Below are 24550 nucleotides of genomic sequence, written 5' to 3'. Positions count from 1 at the left end.
CTAAAAATTATACAAGTTAAAAAAGGAGAAAAAATTAGAAATAATTTCGCCCTTAATAACTATTAAATTTTATTTTAATAATTATTTGAATACATATAAATGATTGATAGCTTTTAAAAATTATCTATTTTTGAAAAAAAATTATCATCCGAATATGAATACGTTACCCATCAATTTTTTAGAAAATATTTACAACCAGCAAAAAGAAAATACGTTGCATGGAAAATGGATTACTTATAAAGACATTGAAAATTTGTTTTCTAAATACGCTTCTAAATTTGAAGTTTCTCAAATTGGTACATCCGAAGAAAACCGACCTATACATCAATTAAAAATTGGGAATGGTTCTAAGAAGATATTATTATGGTCTCAAATGCATGGAAACGAAAGCACAGGTACAAGAGCTTTATTTGATCTTTTTAACTGTATTTTAAATAGTACAGACGCTGTTTTTACTAAAATATTAGAAGAATGCACCTTGGTTTTTATACCAATGTTAAATCCTGATGGAGCACAAGCGTTCACCAGAGTAAATGCTAACAATGTAGATCTAAATAGAGATGCTGTAGACAGAGTTGCTACAGAAAGTAAGCTTTTACGCAGTATTTTAGAAGAATTTAATCCGCAGTTTTGTTTTAACCTGCACGATCAAAGAACTATTTTTAGTGTAGAAGGCACTAAAAACCCAGCTACAATTTCATTTTTAGCTCCTTCAGAGGAGATTACAAGAGGTCTTACAAAGGGTAGAATTGCTACCATGGATGTAATTGTTAGTATGAATACTATGTTGCAAAATACAATACCTAATTTTGTGGGTAGATATACGGATGAATTTTATCCGACAGCTACAGGAGATAATTTTCAAAAACTAGGTTACAACACTATTTTAATAGAATCCGGGCATTATCCTGATGACTACGATAGGGAAGAGACAAGAAAATATACTTTTTACTCGATATTACAAGGTATACATCATATTGTAAATACGGATAGTTTTATAAATTATGAACCGTATTTTGATATTCCTAATAATGATAAAATTTTCTATGATGTTATTCATAGATATGCAGATTCAAAAAAGGACGTTGCGTATCAATTTGTAGATCAAATTATTCACGGAAAATTTGTTTCAAAATTAAACAAAGTAGATGAAAATAGTTTAATTTCTAAAATTGGACATAACGAAATCGTTTTCGGAGGTGAAATTATTTAAGTATTTGTTAGTTTAATGATGATTTAATTAAATTAAATTCATAAATTTGCATAGGAATTTGAATAATACGTAAAAAATGAAAAAATTTATATTAGACGAAATTGATCATCAAATACTAGATGTGTTAATTGAAAATGCCAGAACACCATTTACTGACATTGCAAAACAATTATTAGTTTCTGCAGGTACAATTCACGTACGTGTTAAAAAGATGGAAGATGAAGGTATTATTCAAGGATCTACACTTACTTTAAACTACGAAAAAATGGGCTATTCTTTTATAGCACATGTGGGTATTTACTTAGAAAAAACTTCTATGACTCAAAACGTAATTACAGATCTAAGAAATATACCAAATGTAACTGTAGCTTATGTAACTGCAGGTAAATACAATATTTTCTGTAAAGTAAGAGCTAAAGGAACAAACGACGCTAAAGACATTATCTATAGAATAGATGATATTAATGGTGTTAACAGAACAGAAACAATGATTGCTTTAGAAGAAAGTATCAACGATAAAAAGAGAATGATGCACGAAATTTTTCAGCAGTTGTAATACTTCTTTTTTATAATATGTATAATCCTTATCAATAAAATGATAAGGATTTTTTTTTGTAGATTATACACCTTTTACCACTATGTTAGTTTGTATAATTATGAAATCTGCAATTTATGTCTTCTAAAATTGATTTTAATAAAGATTCTTTCCGTAACGAAACGCTATTAAGCTTGTATAAAAGCATGCTAAAACCTCGCTTAATTGAAGAGAAAATGCTTATTCTTTTAAGGCAGGGAAAAATATCGAAATGGTTTTCTGGTATTGGGCAAGAAGCAATTTCTGTAGGTGTTACTGCTGCTTTAGACAAAGACGAGTATATTTTACCAATGCATAGAAACTTAGGTGTTTTTACAACGAGAGAAATTCCGTTATATCGATTGTTTTCTCAATGGCAAGGTAAAATGAATGGTTTTACAAAAGGTAGAGATCGAAGTTTTCATTTTGGCACCCAAGAACATCATATTGTAGGAATGATTTCTCATTTAGGTCCGCAATTAGGTGTTGCAGACGGCATTGCATTAGGCAATAAATTAAAAAAAAATAATAAGGTTTGCGCTGTTTTTACAGGTGAAGGTGGTACAAGTGAAGGTGATTTTCACGAAGCTCTAAACGTTGCGGCAGTTTGGAGTTTACCTGTGTTGTTTTGTGTAGAAAATAATGGTTATGGTTTATCTACACCCACTTCAGAACAATTTAAATGTAAAAATATTGCAGATAAAGGCATTGGTTACGGTATTGAAAGCTATATTATTGATGGAAACAATATTCTAGAAGTTTACGCAAAGGTTAGTGAATTGGCAAAAAGTGTTCGTATAGAACCAAGACCTATTTTATTAGAATTTAAAACCTTTAGAATGCGAGGTCATGAAGAGGCGAGTGGTGTAAAATATGTTCCGCAAGCGGATTTAGACTTTTGGGGAGCTAAAGATCCATTAGAAAATTATCAAGAATACCTTAAAAACGAAGGAATTTTATCCGAAGAAATAGAGGTTTCATATAAAGAAGCAATTATTCATGAAATAAATGAGCATCTTCAAAAAGCTTTTAAGGAAGAAAAGGTGATTCCTAATTTAGAAACCGAGTTAAAAGACGTTTATAAAAAACACCATTACAACGCAATAAATCCTTCAAACAAGAAGAAAAACATTCGTTTTATAGATGCTATTTCTCAAGGATTAGAGCAATCTATGGAAAAATATGATGATTTAATTATCATGGGGCAAGATATTGCAGAATATGGAGGAGCGTTTAAAATAACAGATCAATTTGTAAAGAAATTTGGCAAAGAGCGCGTTAGAAATACACCTATTTGCGAATCTGCAATTGTTTCTACGGGTTATGGTTTGTCTGTAAATAACATAAAATCTGTGATAGAAATGCAATTTGCAGATTTTGTATCATCAGGTTTTAATCCGATTGTTAATTTATTAGCAAAATCTCATTATAGATGGGGACAAAATGCAGATATTGTTGTAAGAATGCCTTGCGGAGCGGGAGTTGGTGCAGGTCCTTTTCATAGTCAAACCAATGAAGCTTGGTTTACCAAAACACCAGGACTAATTGTGGTATATCCTGCATTTCCACAAGACGCAAAAGGTTTATTAATTGAAGCGATTAACAATCCAAATCCTGTACTTTTTTTCGAACACAAAGCATTATATAGGGCTGTTTATCAGGAGGTTTCCGAAAATTACTTTACAACAGAAATAGGAAAAGCAGTGCTTTTAAAAGAGGGAGAGAAACTTACAATAATTAGTTACGGAGCGGCAATTCATTGGGTTTTAGATGTTTTAGTAAACTTAAAAAACATTTCAGTAGATCTTATAGATTTAAGAACTTTACAACCTTTAGATGTTGAGACCATTTATGCTTCGGTTAAAAAAACAGGTAAAGTGGTTATTGTGCAAGAAGATTCCTTATTTGGTGGTATTGCAAGTGATATATCCGCATTAATAAACGAGCATTGTTTTGAGTATTTAGACGCGCCTGTAAAGCGTATTGCAAGTTTAGAAACTCCAATTCCGTTCGACAAAGGTTTAGAAAATCAATATTTGGGTAAAAATAGACTAGAAAAACAAATTTTAGATTTGTTGAGTTATTAAAATTTATTTTAAAAAAAATAAAGCGCATAAAAAAAAGAGGAAAAATAAATTTCCTCTTTAAAAACAATTAACAAATTTGGTTAGTTTATAATTTATTTAGATTCTAAGTTAGAGAATTCTTCTTCAGAAATTTCGCCATTATTGATTTTAGTTAATTCATCAATTTTAGATAGAATAAAATTATCTAATTCTGGTGTAATTCCTTTAGGTTTAGCAACTTCTTGTTTAAGTAACCCTCCTAAAACATACTGATTGTAGTAGTAGAAAAAGTATTGATCAAGTTGTGCAGGAGTAAATGTACCATAAGTTTGGGCCATCCACCATCCTAATCTAAACGCAGAACGTCTTTGTGGAGCTGAACCATGAGATGAACCGCTTGCCCCAGCAATTGCTTGTGCAAAACTGTAAGCTGATGCTACACTATTCCAATTAGTTGAATATGTTTTGTAAAGCGCGTAACCAGAAAAACCGTCTGCTTCAAGTTCTAAAGCACTAACATTGTTGCTACTTGGTATTCCGTAGTTTCTAAACTGAACTTGGTGTCCCATTTCATGTGCTGCAACATAAGCTATAGCTGCATTTCCATAGTTTTTAGCAGCTTGTAAAAGCTCTTGTCCCCATACAATATAGTTGTTTGGTGGCCCGTAAGATAATGCATTGTAAGTACCAGGTCCTGCTGCAAAATAAATAGGCACATTACCTAAAGCAAATAAATTTGCTGAGTTATTATGGTAAGATTTTAATCGGTTTGTTGTATTTACATCAACAATCCAACTTGCCCAATAAGAGTTTTGTCCAAATTGACTCACGGTATAATTGGCAGACTCTCCTTCAAGGTTGGTTGGACTAGTGATTCCTTGAGGTTCGTTTACTTCGACGTTTCTTTCTTCATTTTCACAATTTTGAAATGAAAAAGCAATAGCAAGTACTATTGATAATTTTTTTAGGTAATTCATAATATATTAAGTTTGTGTTAATTGTTTTTCGTTTTCTTAAAACTCTTAAAAACAAGAAACTTCACAAGTATATTGCGAAAGTTAGTTGTTGTAAATAGTGGGGGGAGTTATTGGTTTTTTATTTGTAAAACAAAAGTTAAAAAAAAGCGGTATTCGTATTTTTTTAAAACTATTTTGAAATATTTTATAAAAAAACAATATTAAGTAAATTTATTTACAATTTTATATTTAACCATCCTGTAGTGTCAGGGTTCTTATTTATATCTCAATAAATAGAGAATTATAGGTTCTTTTTTTGAGCAAAAAAAAAGAAGATTTCACCAGTAAATAGAGTCTTTACAAGGAAGAATTGATGGACTTATTTTTTTTTAAAAAATATTTAATGTATATAAACTTGTGTTTTTTTATATTTTTTATTGAAATTTATATTTAATAAAAAAATAAATTAAAAGCGTATTTTAAATTTGATTGATTCTTAAAAAATACTATTTTTAGAATCTAAAATGTTAGTAATGAATAACAAACAAATTACCCTAAAAAATCGTCCGAAAGGAACACCAGATAAAAATACTTGGCAAATTCAAGAAACTCCAATACCTGAACTAGAAGAAGGAGAAATTTTAATTCAACAACATTATATTTCTCTAGATCCAGCAATGCGTGGTTGGATGAATGACACAAAATCTTACATTCCGCCAGTAGCTTTAGACAGCGTAATGCGTGCAGGTTCTGTTGGTAAGGTTATTAAAAATAACAACAATCCAAATTTTCAAATAGGAGACTGTGTTTCTGTTTGGGGTGGTGTACAACAATATATTGTTTCCGACGGACAAGGTTGTTTTAAAGTTGATGAAAAAGTGGCGCCAATGCCTACTTTTTTAGGCACATTAGGTATGCCAGGTATGACCGCTTATTTTGGAATATTAGAAGTAGCCAAAATTAAAGAGGGAGATATTGTATTGGTTTCTGGTGCAGCAGGTGCTGTTGGTAGTATTGTAGGGCAGATTGCAAAAATTAAAGGTTGTAGAGTAATTGGTATTGCTGGCGGAAAAGAAAAATGCAATTATATTAAAAACGAATTAGGTTTTGATGCAGCCATCGATTATAAATCTGAAAATATTTACACTGCACTAAAAAGAAAATGCCCAAAAGGGGTTGATGTTTATTTTGATAATGTTGGAGGTGTTATTTTAGACGCAGCTTTAAGTAAGTTAAGAATGCATGCAACCGTTGTGCTTTGTGGTGCCATTTCTCAATACAACAACAAAACAAAAATAAATGGTCCTAGCAATTATCTATCTTTATTGGTAACACGTTCTACCATGAAAGGAATGGTAGTAATGGATTATGCCAAAGATTTTGGAAAAGCGGCCAAACAAATGGCTATCTGGATGAAAGAAGGAAAATTAAAATCTAGAGAAGATATTTATGAAGGTATCGAAAACTTTCAGGAAACCTATAATCGATTGTTTACTGGAGAAAAAAATGGAAAATTAATTTTAAAAGTAATCGAATAGTGGAGTTGGAGCATTTTTTTCAATGTCCACATTGTTGGGAAGATATTTCAATGATTTTAGATCAAAGCGTGCGCCAACAAACCTATATAGAAGATTGCGAGGTTTGTTGTAATCCTATAGAAATTACACCTTCTTTTGAGGATGGAGAGTTAATTGGTTTTAATGCACAGTCTATAGAGCAATAAGTTTTGAAGTTTTTTTTGAAGCTATTTCCTGCTTGGAGTTTATCTTGAGCGCAGCCGAAAGACACTCGCTTTTTTTATTCCGAAAAAGAATAAAAAAAGCTCAAACAATTGCTGCAATCAGGGCTACACTTGTTTACTAACTATTTGTGATTATTATAAAATTCAGTTTTAACACATAAAAAAATAATGAAAAAACATATTTTTTACTTATTCATCATAATTATAACTGCTAGTTGTAAAAATAACGCAACAGTTTATAATGACCCTATTCCAAAACATGACAGTTTAAGGATAAACTCAAAATTCACAAATGAAGAACGAGTAATAAATATTTGGACGCCTCCAAACTACAATACTTCTAAAGATAGGCTTAACCGTAATCTATATGCCTGATGGTGGTATAAAAGAAGATTTTCCGCATATAGCAAACACATTAGATACGTTAATTAAACAAAATAAAATTCCTAATGTAATATTGGTTGGTATTGAAAACACGGAAAGAGGAAGAGATTTAACAGGACCATCAAACATTGAATACGATTTAAAATTTATTCAAAACCCTGGAGGAGCAGATAATTTCAGAAAATTTATCAAAAGTGAATTATTTCCTGTAATAGATAGAAAATATAGAACATCAAACAAAAAGGTAATTATAGGCGAGTCTTTGGCAGGTTTATTCGTTATTGAAACATTCATTTTAGAACCAAATATGTTTGACTATTTTATAGCAATGGATCCTTCTTTGTGGTTTAATGAAAATTATTTGGTTAAAAATTACGAAAACTTAACCAAAGAAAATAATTATGAAAACAAAAGACTTTGGTATGCAGGTTCAAGTGTCACGGATATATCAACTTTTACAAAAAGATTAAACCTAAAATTAAAAAATACTAAAGGTGAATTAATCTGGAAATATGAAGATGAACCAAATGAAAAACATAATACTATTTTTAGAGCAACAAAAGACAAAGCTTTAACATGGATTTTTAGCGAAAATAAATAACGTTTTATTTACCCCTTACTTCTGCATATAATCTCAGAATTTTTCTACGAGTCAGGTTTAGAGGTAATAAAATTGTTTAAAGAATAAAAAATAGTGATTAAACTGCATAATTAAAACAAATGCGATCAAATACAATACCAATTGAATTAAGGAATTTAATAAGTCCTGAACAAACCGACTTTATCGTTAAAAGTTCTAGAAATTACCCTAAAAAGAATGGTTTATTTCTTTTGTTTTTCTCATTATTTTGGAATGCTTTTGTCAGTATTTTTGTAATTGCCTTTATAATACCAGTACTATCGGGAAAAGAAGTTCATTTTAAAGAGAATGATGTGCCAACATCTGGAAGCTTAGAAAATTGGGAGTCAATATTAGTACCAAGTTTGGTAATTGGCTTGTTTGTAATTGTTGGTATTGGCTTATTTATTTGGGCATTCGTACAGCTTTTTCAAAAAGGAGGGTATTTTGTAGGGACAGAAACGAGGTTTATAAAATATAGAAATGGCAAAATAACTGTTAAAGATTGGGAGCAATTTTCTGGAAATATTAAAATGACTAACAAATCTAGGGTTGGAGATTTGGAACTAGAATTAAGAACAGGAAAAATGAAAAGCCGTAATAAAGGTACTGACAGATTTGTACCTGATATTATTTATATATCTGGAATAAAAAATGTGTTTGAAATTGAAAAGAAAATTAGAAAAAGAATCAAAGAAAACGACCCAACGCCTAAGATAACTACATAGGTTTTTATTTATAGAGATAAAAACCTATCAAAATTAATCCAAAGGGTTTTTCCAAGAAAAAGTTTTAAATAAAGCAATCCAATCCTTTGTAAAAGACGCTTTTAAAGTAAGTCCTTCTTCTGTAAAAGGATGTTTAAATTCTAATTTTCCAGCATGTAGAAACATGTTTTTCCAACCAAAATTTTCTTCAAACATTACATCATGATTCTTGTCTCCGTATTTTGTATCTCCAATTAAAGGGTGACTTATCTTATTAGAATGCACGCGTAATTGATGCATTCTACCTGTTTTTGGTGATAATTCCACCAAACTATAACGCGAAGAATCGTATGGTTTTACAGGAATGTCTAAAGTAACTTGTTCTAAGGTTCTTAAATGTGTTAAAGCTTCTTTGTGAACGTTTGCATCTCTTCCTTTTACAGGAGAATCAATAACTTTGCTCTCAGGAGAAAACCCACGAACAACTCCATAATACGTTTTCTGAATTTCGTTTGCAGTAAACAAATCTTGAAATTTAGAAACATACTGTGTTTCTTTGGCGAGTAGTATAATTCCTGATGTTTTTCTGTCTAATCGATGAATCGGATAAAATTTACCACCAATTTGTTCATCTAAAAGTTGCAAAAGAGATTTTTCATCAGCTACATTTCTAGAGTGTCGTGCATGATGCACTAATATATTGTTGGGTTTTGCTACACAAATGATAAACTCATCTTGATAAATGATAGGAATTTCCATAAAAATTATAATAATTTTTGAAGTTGATACTCTAATTCTGTAATTGAAATTTTTTCTTTAATAACGCCACCGTTTCCATCAATTAAAACCATATACGGTATGGTTCTAACACCGTGCATGGTAGAAATTCTGCCATAATCATCAAAAATATGGTACCAACTTAACATGCCGTCTTGCTCAATACCTTTTTTCCAATCTTCTTTGTTTTTGTCTTCCGAAACGGTAAGAATTGTAAATCCTTTGTTTTTGTATTTATGATAAAGTTGTTTAACTCTAGGTGTTACCAATCTACAAGGTCCACACCAACTTGCCCAAAAATCTATTAAAATTACCTTTTTACCTTTAATAATTGATTTTAAAGAGATTAATTCTCCTTTTAAACCGTCTCCACTAAACATAATAGCAGGTTTTCTAGATACTTTTTTAGCAGCTGCAATTTTATTTTTTTCAACCAGTTCTGCATCAACAATTTTCTGTAAGTTAGAAATTTTATCATCTAAAAGACTTGCTAAAGTACTTGTTTTAACTACTTCCGTATTGTTTTTAATTTCTTTAAAATCCTCTAAATTAAAGTTTTGAATGGTAGGGAATAGGGTAGAAGATAATACATTATTTGCATTGGATATTAAAAAACTTTTAGCAATTTCTTTCTTCTCTAATTCAATTTCTTGAATAGCTTTTTGCAAGCTATCTAGCTTTATATCCTTTTTTATAAAAGCATTTAGAGACTCTAATTTTTTAACGTCTAAGTCGTTCTGTAAAGTATTAAAATCGACTTGTTTATTATTTAGATTTCCACCAGAAATGGTTGCTTTATCATCATTTATAAGTATGGTATACTGACTATTTTCTAGAATAATAGTATGTTTTTTAGGTTGGTTTTTTAGTTGTAAATGATAGATTTTAGGTGCTGTAACAATCCCTTTAAAAATAAACGAATTATTAACAACAGTTGAAGAATCTATCTTTTTATCCTGTGTATTTACCAAATAAACAAGCGGAGAATTTGTAGTAGACAAAACACCTTTAATAGTATATCCTTTATGTATTTCTTCTTTTTTATCAACTGAATTACAAGAGGTTAAAAACAAAAAAAAACTGCAGATTAGGAGTATTAATTTACGCATAAAAACATATTTATTGTTCAAATAAATTTAAGAACCGTGCAAAATACTATAATTTTCACAGTTTTTATGTACTTTTTAAAGTAATAGCGTAGTTGAGTTAGTTTTTTCTAAGTTTTAAAAGTATGATTAAAAGCAAAGAAATAGTACCACAAACAAAAAAACCAATAAATAAAGGTAAAGCTGTTTGATTGATGAAACTTCCAATATACGTTGCAATAGGTACCGCCATAATTGTAGAAACAAAACCATTAATAGCAGCTCCAACACCTGCAATATGACCTATAGACTCCATAGCCAATGCTCTTGTATTTCCAAAAAGAAAACCTATAGAAAAGAATTGGATGGCAAAAAATGCGATAATAACATAGATACTTGGGTTACTTGCTCCAGAAAATAAAAACAAATAAATAAGCGGTACGAGGGTAAAAAGCACGGTAAAGATGGAAACTAATTTAAACATACCGAATCTTACTACCAATTTACCGTTTAAAAACGTAGCCAAACCAATACTAATAGCAAGACCTGCAAAAATATAAGGAAACTCTTCTTTTAAGTGATATTGCTCTTCAAATATTCGTTGACTTGCACTTAGATACACCATAAAAGAACCCGTTATTAAACCCGAAAAAACAGTAAAAATTACAGCATATTTGTATTTAAAAAACTCTTTAGCACCTTCTACAAAGAGAGAAATTTTAAACTTTTTTCGATCTTCTATTTTTAAGGTTTCTGGTTGTCGTTTCCAAACCCAAAGCATGATAAAAAAACCAATAATTAATTGACCGTAAAAAATAGATTTCCAACCATATAAGTCTAAAACAAGTTTTCCTACAGCAGGTGCAATTACTGGTACTAAAATAAAAATAACCACAATAAAAGACATCACCTTAGCCATGTAATTCCCGCTAAAACGATCTCTAACCATAGCAATACTTATGGTTCTTGGTGCAGAAAGTCCCATTCCTTGTAAAAGCCGACCAAAAATCATCATTTCTAAACTGTCTGCAAAAACACAAATAAGACTCGCAAGAGCAAATACAATAAAGCCTATGTAAATAACTGGTTTTCTACCAAAACTATCAGATAAAGGACCGGATATAAGTTGCCCAAAACCCAAGCCTAAAAAAATCATAGTTATAAATAACTGATTGTCTTTTGGATCTACTATATGTATTGTTTTACTAATATCTGTAATTGCAGGCAATAATGCGTCTATTGCAAAAGCAACGAGTGACATTAAAGATGCCATTACAATGATAAATTCCGATTCTGATTTTTGTCTAATTTTCACTGCACAAAAGTAAGTTTATTTAAAGGCTAAGAGAGTTTAAAACTCTTAAAAAAACTAAAAAAGGTTGCCATATTAGCAACCTTTTAACTTATCTTTTAAATATTTTTTATTCTCTACCTATTTGATCAATAGTACTGTTGTTTCCAATTCCTTTAGGGTTTTCTCCCCATTTATTGGCACCGTTTATAGAATCTGTACATAATATTACTAATAACCAGATTGGTCCTGCTATTGGGATAAGTGCAACTAAAAAGAACCATCCGCTTTTTCCAGTATCATGCAATCTTCTTACAAGAACAGCTAAACTTGGTACCAAAACAGCTAAACTATAAATATAACTTAAACTAGCCAATAATGGAGCTTCTATCGCTATGGCAACACCTGTAAAAACTACTGATATTGCAATAGAAAATATTGCATTGAATAAGGTAAACATCCAATATTCTTCTCTTCTTGCTCTTCCACTGAAATCTGCGTAATGTTCTTTTAATACTTTTAAATACCAATTCATTCTTTAAGTTTTATAGTTAGTTAAATTATTCTTGACCTATTTGATTAATTTCAGAGTTGTTTCCAATTCCTTTAGGGTTTTCTCCCCATTTGTTTTCACCATTTTCACTATCTATACAAAGTAAATATAAATTATAAAAAGGAATTAAAACAAACCATCCACTTTTTCCTGCATCATGTGTTCTTCTTACTGCAACAGCGATATAAGGAACTAACACGACTAAACTGTATAAAGTTTCAAGGTATCCATCTTCATTTAATTCACCATAGGTTGTGCCTAGAATTTTATCTAAAAACATTAAACCGATAGAAATAATAAGATTGATCAAAACAAACATCCAATATTCTTTACGTCTAGCTCGTCCTTTAAAATCCGAGTACTGTTTTAATACTTTTATGTACCAATTCATTTTATAATTGTTTGTTTAGTTTGATAAGCTCGCAAATATATGTTTTATTTAAAATAATCCTCTAGATTTTAACTCTAAATACTTATTGATCGTATCTCCTGTTAGGTTTTCTGGTTTTGTTAAAACAGACTGAATTCCGTATTTTCTGAGTTCTTTTACAATACTTTTCTTTTCGTACATAAATTTTTCAGCAATAATGCTGTCGTACACGCCCAAAACATCTTCACTTTTTGTTGTGGTTAAAGCTTCTAAGGCTGTGTTTTCGAAAAAGACTACCAACACCAAATGGTTTTTTGCCAAGGCTCGTAAATAGGGAAGTTGCCTATTTAATCCGTCCATAGTTTCGAAATTTGTATATAAAATAAGCAAACTTCTTTGTGTAATTTTTCGCTTAACAACTGCGTATAACGTACTAAAATCCGATTCTGAAAAATCTGTTTTTATATTATGTAGCGCTTCGGAAATTAAACTCATTTGCGAGTTTCTTCTTTCTGCCACCACCCAATCTTCTAACTTTGTTGAAAAAGACAACATACCTGCTTTGTCTTGTTTTCTAAGAACAACATTGCTAATTGCCAATGTAGCGTTGATGGCATAATCTAACAAACTTAAATTATGAAAATGCATTTGCATAGCACGACCTTTATCAATAATGGAATACACCGGTTGCGATTTTTCTTCTACATATTGATTGATCATCAACTGACTTCTCTTTGCCGTTGCTTTCCAATTTAAAGAGCGAATATCATCACCAGAAACATATTCTTTAATTTGCTCGAATTCTAAGGAATGTCCAATTCTACGCACTTTTTTGGTTCCGTAAGAAATAGCATCGTTATTAAAAGCTCTAAAATCGAATTCTCTCAGTTTTAAAAAAGAAGGATAACATTTTAGTTCTTTTTCCTCACCTAAAACATATTTTTTAGTAGCCAATTGCAAAGGTGAACTCGTATATACATTGATGTTTCCAAATAAATAAACACCTCTTTCAGTTGGAGTTAAATCGTAATGAATTGTTTTTTCTTCTTTATTGGCTAAAATTAAAGGAAAGATAAAATCTCTTTTTTGAAATTGATACGGAATTTCCTCAATAATAGAGATATGCGCATCAAATCCGTATGCATTTTTTAATTGCATCGATATTTTATTAGCATCTCCGTTAGATAGTCTTTCTGGTAAATATCTATTGACGGTAATAGCATCTTTTGTTTTATATAAAATAAAAATATCAACCAAAACCAAAACAACCACTATAAAAAGTAACACTTTAGAGACTTCAAAAAAGATAGGTAGAAAAAAGCCAACCACAAAAAGGAGGGCGATTCCTCCTAGAATGTAGAAAAATCGGTTGTTTAAGAATAAAGTGTTGTAAAAATGTTTCAATGTTTTGTGTAATTGTTTATTTGTTTAATCGTGTAATTGTTAACTTTCTTTTGTCATTCCTTTTAAAATAGGTATTCATGCTTGCTTGGTTATGGATTCCTGCCTGCGCAGGAATGACAAATTGTATTTATTTTATCTTCTCCTTGTCATTCCGAACGCTACTTTTAGATTTCTCAATCGTTCTTCATTTCGAAATGACATAAAGATTAACTCGTAATCTCTACATTGTTAATACTTGTTTTCCTTTTGTCATTCCTGTGAAAACAGGAATCCAGACTTACTTGGTTATGGATTCCTGCCTGCGCAGGAATGACAAACTGTATTTATTTCATCCAACGTCTGTCATTCCGAACGAAGTATGAGGAGGAATCTCATTTGAAATTACTTTCAATATTAGATTTCTCAATCGTTCCTCATTTCGAAATGACATAAAGATTAACTCGTAATCTCTACGTATTTAGCTGTTTGTTCCCTTTGTCATTGCGAGGAACGAAGCAATCTCTACTGAACAAAGAACTAAATAACAAACAGATTACTTCGTTCCTCGTAATGACGCGTGTTTTTTTCAATGTCAGTCTGAAATTTATCGAAGACTTTCTACTTGTTTTACTGATAATTGATTGCTGGTCAACAAGAACTACCTCGGAATCTCTACAGCTTCAATAATTTGTTCTATAATTTGTTTACTCGTTAAACCTTCCATTTCTCTTTCTGGCGTAACAATTACTCTGTGTTCTAAAACCGGAATGGTAGCTCTTTTAATATCTTCTGGGGTTACAAAATCGCGACCTTCTATGGCAGCAAACGCTTTTGAAGCCCCTAAAATAGCAATACTTGCTCTTGGTGAAGCGCCTAAATATAAAAACGAGTTAGAACGCGTATTCACCACAATATTTGCAATGTATTTGAGTAAATTATCTTCAATTTTAATCTGATTGACTAAATTTCTAAACTCAACAATTTTTTTACCAGTAATTACTGTTTCTATTTTACTTGCTTTGGTGGTGTTTTCTAAAGCTTGCTCTTTCAACAAAATTTCTAATTCCTCATCAGCATTAGGGTATTCTACATTAATTTTAAATAAAAAACGATCTAATTGTGCTTCAGGCAACCTATAGGTTCCTTCTTGTTCTATAGGGTTTTGCGTTGCTAACACCACAAAAGGCTCTTCCATTTTAAAGGTTTGTCCGTCTATAGTAATTTGCTTTTCTTCCATCACCTCAAACAAAGCTGCTTGTGTTTTTGCAGGCGCTCTATTAATTTCATCAATTAAAATCATGCTAGAAAAAATAGGCCCTTTTTTAAACTCAAATTCAGACGTTTTTACGTTAAAAACAGAAGTCCCTAAAATATCCGAAGGCATTAAATCTGGTGTAAACTGAATTCTACTAAAACCAACATCAATAGTTCTTGCTAGCAATTTAGCAGTAATAGTTTTTGCCACTCCAGGAACCCCTTCTATTAAAACATGACCATCTGCAAGGAGGGAAACGATTAGTAAATCCATCATGTCTTTTTGACCAACAATAACCTTTTGTAATTGCTTTTTAATCTTAAAAACACTCTCTTGTAATTCCGATAAATCTATTCTATTTTCGAATGATAAATTTTCTTGTACTTCCTCGTTATTTGGTACTTCCATATCTTATTTATTAAAGAAATTTTCAATCATTTTATGCAACACAACTAATTCTTCTTCAGAACATTCCAACTTCTTATTTAAAGCGATAATTGTATTTACTAAATATTTTGTTTTTTGCAATTCATTACCAGATTTAGATGCTAATTTCTCTATAAAATCAGCATTTAAATTAGCGGTACTTAGTAAGTATTTAGAACGAACTTTTTCTAAGAAGTAAGCTATTTTTTTATCAACCAAATTCTTATGATCTTGTTCTTTTAAATACAAATTGGCAATGGTTTGTGTAAATGCAACAGTAGAGTTTTTTAAAGGTTCTATAATAGGAATCGGACGTTGTTTTCTTCTAGCGTTAAAAAGCATAAACAATAATAACCCAATTAAAGAGACAAATAAAAACCAGGTTAAAGTTTTATGTGCTAAGAAAAATTTAAATACGTTGGTATTGTCTTCTTTTTCATCTTGATATTTACTCGATTTTATCTGTGGATCCCAAATAACAGGTGCATTTGGCAAATAAGAAAGCACATTTGCTGCATACGCTTCGTTTCCGTTTAATAAATTGTAATTGGTAAACGCAATAGGTTGTGTATGTAGGTAAAAAGCCCCTTTACCATGATGAATTTTAATAAAATTGGGTACTTTTTCTCCATCAACTTCCATAGTTCCCAAAACACTGGTAGAATTTTTATTGTATTGTAAAAAATAATTTCTGCGGATGTTTCTATCAAACGTAAAAGACGTTTTAGAAAATTGAGTATTCTTTAACTCAAAAGTACCTTTTAACTTTTTTAGCGCTTTTATAACATAAACGTCCTTATCTAAATTGTTGGTTGTAAATTTTAAAGATGTTTTTAAAGTATCTCTAAAATTGTTAAAAGCCAAAAAGACATTATTTCCTTTGGCTACAAAGTTTAAAAGCTCTGTTGTGGTTCCGTTTGTGTATTTATATCCACTGTGTTTTATAGATACATAATTTTGAGTTTTTGCACTGTCAATCAGAGATTCGAACATTAAATAATCGTAAATGTTCTGTTTTAATAAAGTAACGCGGTCACTATTAAAAAGTGTTGAGGCTTCGTTATAAATGATGTAATTACCAAACGGACTTTTCTCTTTTTCTTTAAAATTTTCATTCCAATCTGTTTTATTACAGCCTGTTAATGCAAAAAAGAGGAGGAGCGGAGCGTATTTTTTTAACTGTTGAAGTAGCATCATTTTAAAGAGTTTTTAAAAGATTTGTACTTGTTTTCAGCCAATTTAAAGTTGGTTTCATCTATAGGAAAATCTCCATACCAAACATACGAATAGACATACGATAAATAGGAAAAATCGGTTCTGGTTTGTGTATTTTCAATTTCAAAAAGGTATTCTGAATTGGTTTTATCTTTATGATAATCAATTAGTTTCTTGTTGGATAACACTTTTAAAACAGACAAATAGTAATACCGAATTGCCAATCTGTATTCTTTACTATTGATGGCTTTTTGTAACAAGCCATCAATATCTGTTTCATGAATATCTTCGTCTTCGTAAACTAATTTTTTAGCAACTTTCTTTTTTGTTTGTTTAAAGTTCCAGAAACTGGCATCTGTACCCAAGAATGTTTTAAGAATGATAAAAATGATAATTGCACCTAATAAAAAAGGAAAGATGTTACTAATAAAATAAAGGATGGCCCCAACAATAGCAGCACCTGCAGCGGAATCTTCTTTTTTATCTTCCTTTTTCTCTGCTTCTTCTGTATATACAAACTCTTTATCGTTGTATTTTTCTTTTAAATTTTTGTTAAACGATCTTTTTTGAGAAAATTCAATGGTTTTTTCATAGTGTATTGTGTCTTTTTCTAAAAGAAGAAGACTATCATTTTTAATCTGCCCAAAACCAATGGTTGCAAAAAAAAGTAAGAAAAGAAATATTCTTTTTTTCATCAACGTAAATGGTGTTTATTAGCTACCTTAAAAGGTAAAATTAGGTAGTAATAACTGATAGTTGCCAAACTAAAACCAATAATAGCAAAACAGATGATGGTAGGCATTGTATTAGAATATCTTGTAATATACCCTTCTAAAAAAGCCGCCATTAAGGTAAACGGAATGGTGCTTATAAAGATATAAAAGCCAGCTTTCATGCCACGTTTAAAAGACTCAAAACGTTTGTAAGCTCCCGGAAATAAAATACTTGCGCCAACAATATAACCTGCTGCAGCTTCTATAATCATTCCAAAAATCTCATAAGTTCCATGAATCCAAATTCCTTTTAAACTATCAAACAAACTGTTGTTTTGATAAAAAAATGCTTGAAAAACTGCCACCATAATGGCATTATAAACTACATAAAAACCAGTGCCTATTCCAATAAATAATCCAGATAGAAACATATTAAGGCCCACACGTTGGTTATTATCGTAAATACCAATAAAACTCCCCCAATTGCTACCGCCTTTGTAAATAGCCATGGCATCGCCACTTTCTATATTTTCTAACGTTTTGTCTATATAATTATCGCCTAAAATTTGACGTGCAAAAGAAGCATCATTTAAAGTAGATAATAAACCGATGAAAAAACAGGCAAAAAAGACAATAAAAGATAAATAAATATATTTTCTGTATTGGTAGGCGAGTAGTGGTACTTTATCAAAAAAGAAATATAAAAACACGTTTTTATCGCGCCTTTTAGAGTGGTACACCTTGTCAAAGCTAGACTTTGCTAACTTATTTAAATACACGGTAACTTTACTTTTTGGGTAGTAGGTTTGGGCATATACCAAATCGTTCATGATTTTTATATGCAGGTTGGCAATGTCATCTGGACTTTTTTTCTCTTTATTTGAAAAACCTTGTTCAAATTCGAGCCATTTTTCTTTATTTTGCTTTATAAAAGCGACCTCTCTCATTACGAGCGAATTTAAACATTGCATGAAAAGACTCCAAATAAAAACAGCACAAAATGTAAACATCAATTTTACCCTTGCAAATGTGGGGCAAAGGCTCTTGGCGTTTGGTTTAGACAATGTAATTAAATTTGCATATCTCTATTTTGCAATCAAGTTTTTAGACTTTAAAATGTTTGATACCGCTGTAAACGGAGATTCTTGGTCTATACGAGCATTAGATGTAATAGTTTTTTTACCTATTACATTTTATTCTTTGTACACAGAAATATGGTTAGACGGACAAACAGTAGGCAAGAAATTACTACACTTAAAAGTGATAAATATTGATGGTTTTAAACCTTCTACCACAGATTTTATGATGCGTTGGTTTTTAAGAATGGTAGATTTTAACTTATTTACCTTGTTGTTTGTGTATGTTGCCTCCTTAGGCTTAGACAGTGAAATAGCCTTATTAATGTTGCTTTTTTTCTTTGGAAAAATGATTGGTTTCTTTCTAATCTTATTTACCGATAATAACCAACGTTTTGGTGATATCATTGCCAATACAGTGGTTATTTACCTAAAGGATGATGTGAAATTTTCTGAAACCATTTTAGAAAATATTTCAAATACCTACGTGCCAACGTATCCGAATGTGATTAAATTGTCTGATAATGATGCTCGTATAATTAAAAGTACGTTTCGTTCTGCTAAGAAATTTAGTGACTATAAAACCTTAATAAAACTGCGTTCTAAAATTTTAGAAGTCACCGGAATTAAATCGGTTCATAAAAGTGATACCGAATTTATAGACGTTGTGTTAAAAGATTACAATTTCTACACACAAAACATGTAATTAGCGTTTTAAATTTCATAAAATTGAGTATATCTCATTATAAAGCCCTAAAAATAGTGTTATAATAAATATTAGCCGATTATCGCTTTTTTATTATTTTATTAAAAGAGACATTCTCTAACATCCATAGTATATTTAAAAACTTTAACAATTAAATATATTTATGTATTCAACTATTACCCCAGTAGTAACAGAACAACCAGAATTAGTTAACGCAATAGACACTATTTGGGTGGCTATTTGTGCAGCTATTATCTTCTTTATGGAAGGCGGTTTTGCCTTATTAGAAGCCGGATTTGTAAGATCTAAAAACGCCATGAGCATTATTGCAAAGGTTATTATTGATATCACTTTTGGAGGTATTGCCTTTTATATATTAGGTTTCGGAATTGCTTATGGAAACTCTAACGGTTGGTTTGCTTTTGATATTGGAATTACAACAGACGATTTAGGTTTAGGTTTAACGGTTTCTAACAAGCTTTTTTGGTTTATTCAATTAGGGTTTTGTATTGCTTCTATTTCTATCGTATCGGGCGCTGTGGCAGAGCGTATGAAAATTTGGAGTTATGCAATTTATGTTTTTATATTCTGTTCGGTCATGTATCCGTTAGTTGCCAATTGGGTATGGAATCCTAATGGTTGGTTGGCTTTAAAAGGTTTTAATGACTTTGCAGGTTCTGCAGCAGTGCATGCCATGGGTGGTTTTTCTGCTTTAGCAGCAGCCATTGTTTTAGGCCCAAGAATAGGGAAGTACCAAAAAAATGGAGAAGCTAATGCCATTCCTGGTCATAATTTACCGTTGGCAGCAGTAGGTGCTTTTATCTTGTGGTTTGGTTGGTTTGCCTTTAATCCAGGTTCTACTTTAGGTGCCGTGGGTAATTGGGAATTAATTGGTACCGTAGCAGCAAATACTTTTTTAGCTTCTGCAGCAGGTGGAATTTCTACCATGTTTTATACGTATTTTAAATACGGACAAATAGATATTACCATGACTATGAATGGTGTATTAGCTGGTTTAGTGGCTATTACAGCAGGTTGTAATGTTGTAGATACCAATGCTGCTATTATTATTGGTTTAATTGCGGGTGTTTTAGTAGATGTTGCCGTATTATATATTGATAAATTAAAAATTGATGATCCTGTTGGAGCCATTGCGGTACATGGTGTTAATGGTTTATTTGGTGCTTTAGCTGTTGGTTTATTTGCTACAGATGGTGGTTTGTTTTTTGGAGGTGGAGCTGCCATGTTAGGTGTACAAGCATTGGGTATTTTAGTAATTGGTGCTTTTTCTTTTACTTTAACATACATTATTATGATCATTATGAAAAAGACCATTGGAATTCGAATTTCTAAGCAAGAAGAATCTGCAGGAATCGATGCGGTTTCATTTGGTGTAGAAGCATATTCTACTTTTGAGTAATTATTAAATCAACTAAAAACGACAAACATGAAAAAAATTGAAGCAGTTATAAGACCCTCAAAATTAAAAGATGTGCAGCTTGGTTTAAAAGCAGCAGGAATTCCTTGTAATACGATAATTCCGGTGAAAGGAAGCGGAATGCAAAAAACATATACAGAACGTTATCGTGGTACAGAACAATCTATGATTTTACAAACTAGAATTATGATTATCTGTATTGTAAGTGATGCTAATTTAGAAATAGCCATCAATGTAATTCTAGACAATGCTTCTGAAGGGTTAGTAGGTGATGGAAAAATATTTGTGTATCCTGTAGAAGACGCTATCAGAATTAGAACAAGAACTAGAGGAATAGAAGCTATTAAATAAGTTATAGAATTTATCACAATTAATAATTATTGGTTGTGATAAATTTTATAAAGTGCAATTAGACTTAAATAGTAAAGGCTATTTTAAAGTTAATACCAATTCTTTTAATAATCGTAATAACTTAAATTTAAAGCATCGTTTTTAAGGTCTATCATTTTATTGATAAATTTTTTGTTATTTAAATAGTTCTTATTTTTAGTAAACTGAATACAATTTCCATTTGCGTGAATGCTAAAAAATTGAGCATTGTAAATTACCAATCGATAATAAGGAATAACCCAAGAACAACGTGCTAGTTTTTGGGTAAAATGCACAATAATTCCTTTTGGACGTAATTCTATATTACCATACTGTATTTCAGAAAATTGCTGCTTTGCCGTATTTAATTTCAGACTAATAGTCTTAATCATTAATCTACCAGAACCAATTCCGCCTAATTTTATACGTTTTAAGAAACTAAATTTTTCGCCTACTAACAGGGCACTTTCCGTATCATACTCTCTATTATTATATGTAGTATTAAATATCATTATTCTGTAATTTAAATAAGGGTTTCTAAGTAATTTTCGCCATTTTCTATATGCTGAATTCTTTTTTCTTGTGGCATTTTATCAAACATTGTTACCAACATACCTAATCTTGGGTTTTGTTTAAAAAAACCACGATGTGTATCCATAAATCGCCAAAATAGGCCGTCCCAAATTACTTGCCATTCGCCTTTTTTATAATTACTCATTTTCATTAAATAATTACTACCACTAATATAGGGTTTGGTAGCCATCAATCCTCCATCAGCAAACTGACTCATGCCGTATACATTGGGTACCATTACCCAATCATAGCTATCAATAAAAAGTTCCATAAACCATTTATACACTTCATCTGGGGCAAATTCGCACAACATCATAAAATTCCCCAACACCATTAAGCGTTCTATATGATGACAATACCCTGTTTGTAATATTTTTTTTATGGTTTGATCTATCGGATAAATTCCTGTGGTACCGTTGTAAAAAGAAGCGGGAATCTTCTTTTTAAAATTCCAGAAATTACAAGTTCTTTCATCACTTCCTCGGCTTTCATACATACCACGGATAAACTCGCGCCAACCAATAATTTGTCGCACAAAACCTTCTAAAGAATTGATAGGGATATTGTGTTCTTTTGCAAATGAAATACTCTGTACTATAATGGTTTTAGGCGTAATTAAACCCACATTAAGCATGGGCGTTAACACACTGTGATTTAAAATCGAATTTTCTGCAACAATTGCATCTTCATAAGTACCAAATTCTAAAAAGCGTTGTTCTAAAAACTGTTGAAACCATTGTTTACTCGCTTTAAAATTTGTTGGATATAAAGAGTTTTCAGTTAGTTGACCAATATTTTCTGAATAGTTTTTTTGTACATAGTCTAGCGCTTCTTTATAAAAATCATCTACATCTGGAAACTGAATAGCAGGTGGAATTTTCTTTGCAGGATATTTCTTTCTATTTTCCGCATCAAAAGTCCATTTTCCTCCTGTTGGTTTTCCATCAGCATCAATCAAAATATTTCTTTTTTTTCTTTGATCTGTATAAAATGAAGTTTGATGGTATTTCTTTTTATCTTTTCTAAAAAAGGGTTGTAAATCTTCTTTAGTATTTATAAATAAAGGTGAATTATAAACGGTTCTTTCAATCGCATTTGTAGTACAGCCTTGTGCTAAGCGTTTTTCTAGGTAATTGTCTACAGGATCTATATAATGTAGCATCGTAATTCCTTCTGATTTTAAAAAAGGAATGAGTTTTCTAGTATCAGAGATACTTTCTATGGATGCTATATAATGAACTGCTATATTTTTAGCGTTTAAAAAAGTTTCATACTGTTTCATCGTAGCTCTGTGAAATGCTATTTTTTGTTGATGAAAATTGTACTGTTTAAAAAACAAATATTCTTCTACAAGATACACAGGCAAACCATTTTCTAATAGAGGAGAGGTTTCAAATAATTGATGTGGAAAAATGATGTTTACTGCTTTCATTTATATTTTATTTCTTCTACAACGTTCGCTGCAATATTTTACTTCGTTCCAATTTTTCTCCCACTTTTTACGCCAAGTAAAGGGTCTTTTACAAACCACACATCTTTTTTCAGGTAAATGCTCTTTCTTCATCGGCTGTTATTTACATGAGTTGCTAAAAGTCGCTGTTTTTCTGCTAGTACAGCAGGATGCTTTTTATGTCCCCAAATTTTATCTCTTGCTTTTTTTGCACTTATTTTTAAATCTACAATGGGGTGCGGATAATCTTCACCCATAGTAACGCCACAAAAAGTTTGTTCCATTAAACTCATGGTCCAAGGTTCATGAATATACGTTTCTGGAACATTTGCCAATTCAGGAACCCATTTTTTAATAAAGGTTCCTTTTGCATCGTGTTCTTCCGAGTTTTTTACGGGATTGTAAAGTCTTACCGTATTAATTCCGGTGGTTCCTGCTTGCATTTGAAATTGCGGATAATGAATACCAGGTTCATAATCTAAAAATAAGCGTGCCAAATGGTACACACCATCTCGCCAATCTTGATCTAAATTTAAAGTCAAAAAGGAAACCACCATGGCACGCATTCTAAAATTGATCCAACCTGTTTGTGCAACTGCACGCATACACGCATCGATTAAAGGATATCCTGTTTGTCCGGTTTTCCAAGCTTTTAAAAAAGCTTCATTTTTTGTATGAGTTAATAATTCATACCCTTTATTAATACAATGTGTTTCATAAGCGCATTCTACTTCAAATTTTTGAATAAAATGACAATGCCAATGCAAACGCGTTAACATGCCAGAAAACGCACGATCATTTGCGGTGCCATTGGGATGTGTACCCACAAACTGAAAAACTTGTTTGATACTTAAATTCCCCCAAGCCAAATAAGGAGACAATCTGCTGCAAGCCATTCTACTTTCTGTAGGTTTAGAAATATGTCTGTGATAATTAAAACCTCTTTTCTGAGTAAAAGAATTCAGGTATTTCCAAGCATTTTTTTCTCCTGCAGGTTGATATTGTTTTGGATAATTCTCTAGTTTTACAACCAATTCATTTGGTAATTCAAAAGAATGTTCAATAGGGTTGAGGGTGTTTGTTGAATAGGTATTTTTAAGAATAGGAGCGTGCATCGTAGCGTGCCAACGTTGGTTCCAATTTTCTCTATTTTTAATCCCTCTTATAATTCCATCTTTTTGATTTTCAACCCAATGAACATTGTTCTCTAAACAAAAGTTTTGAATCCATTTATCACGATTCCAAGTAGTTTTTGTACCACTTTCTTGGTAGCTAAATAGTTCCTTTAGTTGATAGTTTGTGTGTAGGAAATTAAAAACCTCTAAAGCTTCACCATAGAAAACGGTAACTTTTCTATGACAAACTTCTAAATCTGTATTGAGCGATTTTATAGCGTGATATACAAATTGTAAATGCCGTAAACTTGTATCTGGATATTGCATCATACTAGGCTCAAAAAGATAAATAATGATATACGGAATACCTGCTTTTTCTGCTAAATACAACGATTTATGATCTTGCAAACGAAGATCTCTTTTTAACCAAACAATATTCACAGCTTCTTTTATCAAAATAGCAATTATTTTTTACATTTTCCCAAAAAGTGAAGA

25 protein-coding genes are annotated in these 24550 nt (G+C 31.1%); 10 read left to right on the top strand and 15 right to left on the bottom strand.

Features of this window, described 5'->3' with window-relative positions:
* Positions 1–130 precede the first annotated feature (130 nt).
* The 3 genes from WG951_RS02355 to WG951_RS02345 all read left to right on the top strand — a co-directional run bounded on the left by WG951_RS02355 (position 131) and on the right by WG951_RS02345 (position 3874).
* Positions 131–1213, top strand: coding sequence for a M14 family zinc carboxypeptidase (locus WG951_RS02355; protein WP_245893491.1), 1083 nt, complete (start codon positions 131–133; stop codon positions 1211–1213).
* 76 nt (positions 1214–1289) lie between these two features.
* Positions 1290–1769, top strand: coding sequence for an Lrp/AsnC family transcriptional regulator (locus WG951_RS02350; protein WP_105048605.1), 480 nt, complete (start codon positions 1290–1292; stop codon positions 1767–1769).
* Positions 1770–1885: 116 nt separating this feature from the next.
* The gene (locus tag WG951_RS02345; protein WP_105048604.1) at positions 1886–3874 is read left to right on the top strand and encodes an alpha-ketoacid dehydrogenase subunit alpha/beta; all 1989 of its coding nucleotides are present in this window, start codon (positions 1886–1888) and stop codon (positions 3872–3874) included.
* A 92-nt stretch (positions 3875–3966) separates the two neighbouring features.
* Here WG951_RS02345 and WG951_RS02340 read toward each other — a convergent pair whose 3' ends face one another.
* Positions 3967–4830, bottom strand: coding sequence for a hypothetical protein (locus WG951_RS02340; RefSeq protein WP_105048603.1), 864 nt, complete (start codon positions 4828–4830; stop codon positions 3967–3969).
* Between the two features lie 512 nt (positions 4831–5342).
* Between WG951_RS02340 and WG951_RS02335 the strand changes: the two genes are divergently transcribed.
* The 4 genes from WG951_RS02335 to WG951_RS02320 all read left to right on the top strand — a co-directional run bounded on the left by WG951_RS02335 (position 5343) and on the right by WG951_RS02320 (position 8281).
* Positions 5343–6347 (top strand): NADP-dependent oxidoreductase, encoded by a 1005-nt coding sequence (locus WG951_RS02335; RefSeq protein WP_105048602.1) that lies wholly within the window; start codon positions 5343–5345, stop codon positions 6345–6347.
* A gap of 5 nt (positions 6348–6352) precedes the next feature.
* On the top strand, positions 6353–6532 hold the full coding sequence (locus WG951_RS02330) for a CPXCG motif-containing cysteine-rich protein (protein WP_233269947.1): 180 nt from the start codon (positions 6353–6355) through the stop codon (positions 6530–6532).
* Positions 6533–6917: 385 nt separating this feature from the next.
* Positions 6918–7535, top strand: coding sequence for an alpha/beta hydrolase (locus WG951_RS02325; RefSeq protein WP_245893490.1), 618 nt, complete (start codon positions 6918–6920; stop codon positions 7533–7535).
* A gap of 119 nt (positions 7536–7654) precedes the next feature.
* Positions 7655–8281, top strand: a complete 627-nt coding sequence (locus WG951_RS02320) for a hypothetical protein (protein WP_105048600.1) — start codon at positions 7655–7657, stop codon at positions 8279–8281.
* Positions 8282–8314: 33 nt separating this feature from the next.
* Here the strand turns inward: WG951_RS02320 and WG951_RS02315 are convergent, their stop codons facing one another.
* The 10 genes from WG951_RS02315 to WG951_RS02270 form a co-directional block, all read right to left on the bottom strand.
* Positions 8315–9019: a pseudouridine synthase gene (locus WG951_RS02315; protein ID WP_105048599.1), complete on the bottom strand. Its 705-nt coding sequence runs from the start codon at positions 9017–9019 to the stop codon at positions 8315–8317.
* A gap of 5 nt (positions 9020–9024) precedes the next feature.
* The gene (locus WG951_RS02310; protein ID WP_340915235.1) at positions 9025–10110 is read right to left on the bottom strand and encodes a TlpA disulfide reductase family protein; all 1086 of its coding nucleotides are present in this window, start codon (positions 10108–10110) and stop codon (positions 9025–9027) included.
* 133 nt (positions 10111–10243) lie between these two features.
* Entirely contained in the window at positions 10244–11437 is a 1194-nt protein-coding gene (locus WG951_RS02305) for a multidrug effflux MFS transporter (protein WP_105048597.1), read from the bottom strand.
* A gap of 106 nt (positions 11438–11543) precedes the next feature.
* Complete coding sequence (locus tag WG951_RS02300; RefSeq protein WP_105048596.1) at positions 11544–11948, bottom strand: DUF805 domain-containing protein; 405 nt, start codon at positions 11946–11948, stop codon at positions 11544–11546.
* Between the two features lie 25 nt (positions 11949–11973).
* Positions 11974–12357 carry a DUF805 domain-containing protein gene (locus WG951_RS02295; protein WP_105048595.1) on the bottom strand — a complete coding sequence of 128 codons (384 nt, stop codon included), beginning with the start codon at positions 12355–12357 and terminating at the stop codon, positions 11974–11976.
* A gap of 48 nt (positions 12358–12405) precedes the next feature.
* The gene (locus WG951_RS02290) at positions 12406–13740 is read right to left on the bottom strand and encodes a DUF58 domain-containing protein (RefSeq protein WP_245893489.1); all 1335 of its coding nucleotides are present in this window, start codon (positions 13738–13740) and stop codon (positions 12406–12408) included.
* A 637-nt stretch (positions 13741–14377) separates the two neighbouring features.
* The gene (locus WG951_RS02285) at positions 14378–15382 is read right to left on the bottom strand and encodes an AAA family ATPase (RefSeq protein ID WP_105048593.1); all 1005 of its coding nucleotides are present in this window, start codon (positions 15380–15382) and stop codon (positions 14378–14380) included.
* Positions 15383–15385: 3 nt separating this feature from the next.
* Complete coding sequence (locus tag WG951_RS02280; protein ID WP_245893488.1) at positions 15386–16597, bottom strand: DUF4350 domain-containing protein; 1212 nt, start codon at positions 16595–16597, stop codon at positions 15386–15388.
* Positions 16594–17310, bottom strand: coding sequence for a DUF4129 domain-containing protein (locus tag WG951_RS02275; protein WP_105048592.1), 717 nt, complete (start codon positions 17308–17310; stop codon positions 16594–16596). The genes WG951_RS02280 and WG951_RS02275 overlap by 4 nt, the downstream gene beginning before the upstream one ends.
* Positions 17310–18275 (bottom strand): stage II sporulation protein M, encoded by a 966-nt coding sequence (locus WG951_RS02270; protein ID WP_105049365.1) that lies wholly within the window; start codon positions 18273–18275, stop codon positions 17310–17312. Before WG951_RS02270 ends, WG951_RS02275 begins: the two co-directional genes overlap by 1 nt.
* Positions 18276–18297: 22 nt before the next feature.
* Here WG951_RS02270 and WG951_RS02265 point away from each other — a divergent pair, with 22 nt between their 5' ends.
* The 3 genes from WG951_RS02265 (at position 18298) to WG951_RS02255 (ending at position 20899) form a co-directional block, all read left to right on the top strand.
* Entirely contained in the window at positions 18298–19110 is an 813-nt protein-coding gene (locus WG951_RS02265) for an RDD family protein (RefSeq protein WP_105048591.1), read from the top strand.
* A 163-nt stretch (positions 19111–19273) separates the two neighbouring features.
* Entirely contained in the window at positions 19274–20530 is a 1257-nt protein-coding gene (locus WG951_RS02260) for an ammonium transporter (protein ID WP_105048590.1), read from the top strand.
* A 27-nt stretch (positions 20531–20557) separates the two neighbouring features.
* Positions 20558–20899 (top strand): P-II family nitrogen regulator, encoded by a 342-nt coding sequence (locus WG951_RS02255; RefSeq protein WP_105048589.1) that lies wholly within the window; start codon positions 20558–20560, stop codon positions 20897–20899.
* Positions 20900–21003: 104 nt separating this feature from the next.
* Here the strand turns inward: WG951_RS02255 and WG951_RS02250 are convergent, their stop codons facing one another.
* From WG951_RS02250 to WG951_RS02235, 4 genes are read right to left on the bottom strand one after another with little or no spacing between them, the layout of a single operon-like run.
* On the bottom strand, positions 21004–21429 hold the full coding sequence (locus WG951_RS02250) for a hypothetical protein (protein WP_105048588.1): 426 nt from the start codon (positions 21427–21429) through the stop codon (positions 21004–21006).
* 11 nt (positions 21430–21440) lie between these two features.
* On the bottom strand, positions 21441–22922 hold the full coding sequence (locus WG951_RS02245) for a cryptochrome/photolyase family protein (protein ID WP_105048587.1): 1482 nt from the start codon (positions 22920–22922) through the stop codon (positions 21441–21443).
* Positions 22923–23054, bottom strand: coding sequence for a DUF2256 domain-containing protein (locus WG951_RS02240; RefSeq protein ID WP_105048586.1), 132 nt, complete (start codon positions 23052–23054; stop codon positions 22923–22925).
* Positions 23051–24511, bottom strand: coding sequence for a cryptochrome/deoxyribodipyrimidine photo-lyase family protein (locus tag WG951_RS02235; protein WP_105048585.1), 1461 nt, complete (start codon positions 24509–24511; stop codon positions 23051–23053). The genes WG951_RS02240 and WG951_RS02235 overlap by 4 nt, the downstream gene beginning before the upstream one ends.
* Positions 24512–24550 lie beyond the last annotated feature (39 nt).

The organism is Polaribacter butkevichii, from assembly GCF_038024105.1.
GTDB classification, from domain to species: Bacteria; Bacteroidota; Bacteroidia; order Flavobacteriales; family Flavobacteriaceae; genus Polaribacter; species Polaribacter butkevichii.
This window is presented reverse-complemented; position numbering and strand designations above follow the sequence as displayed.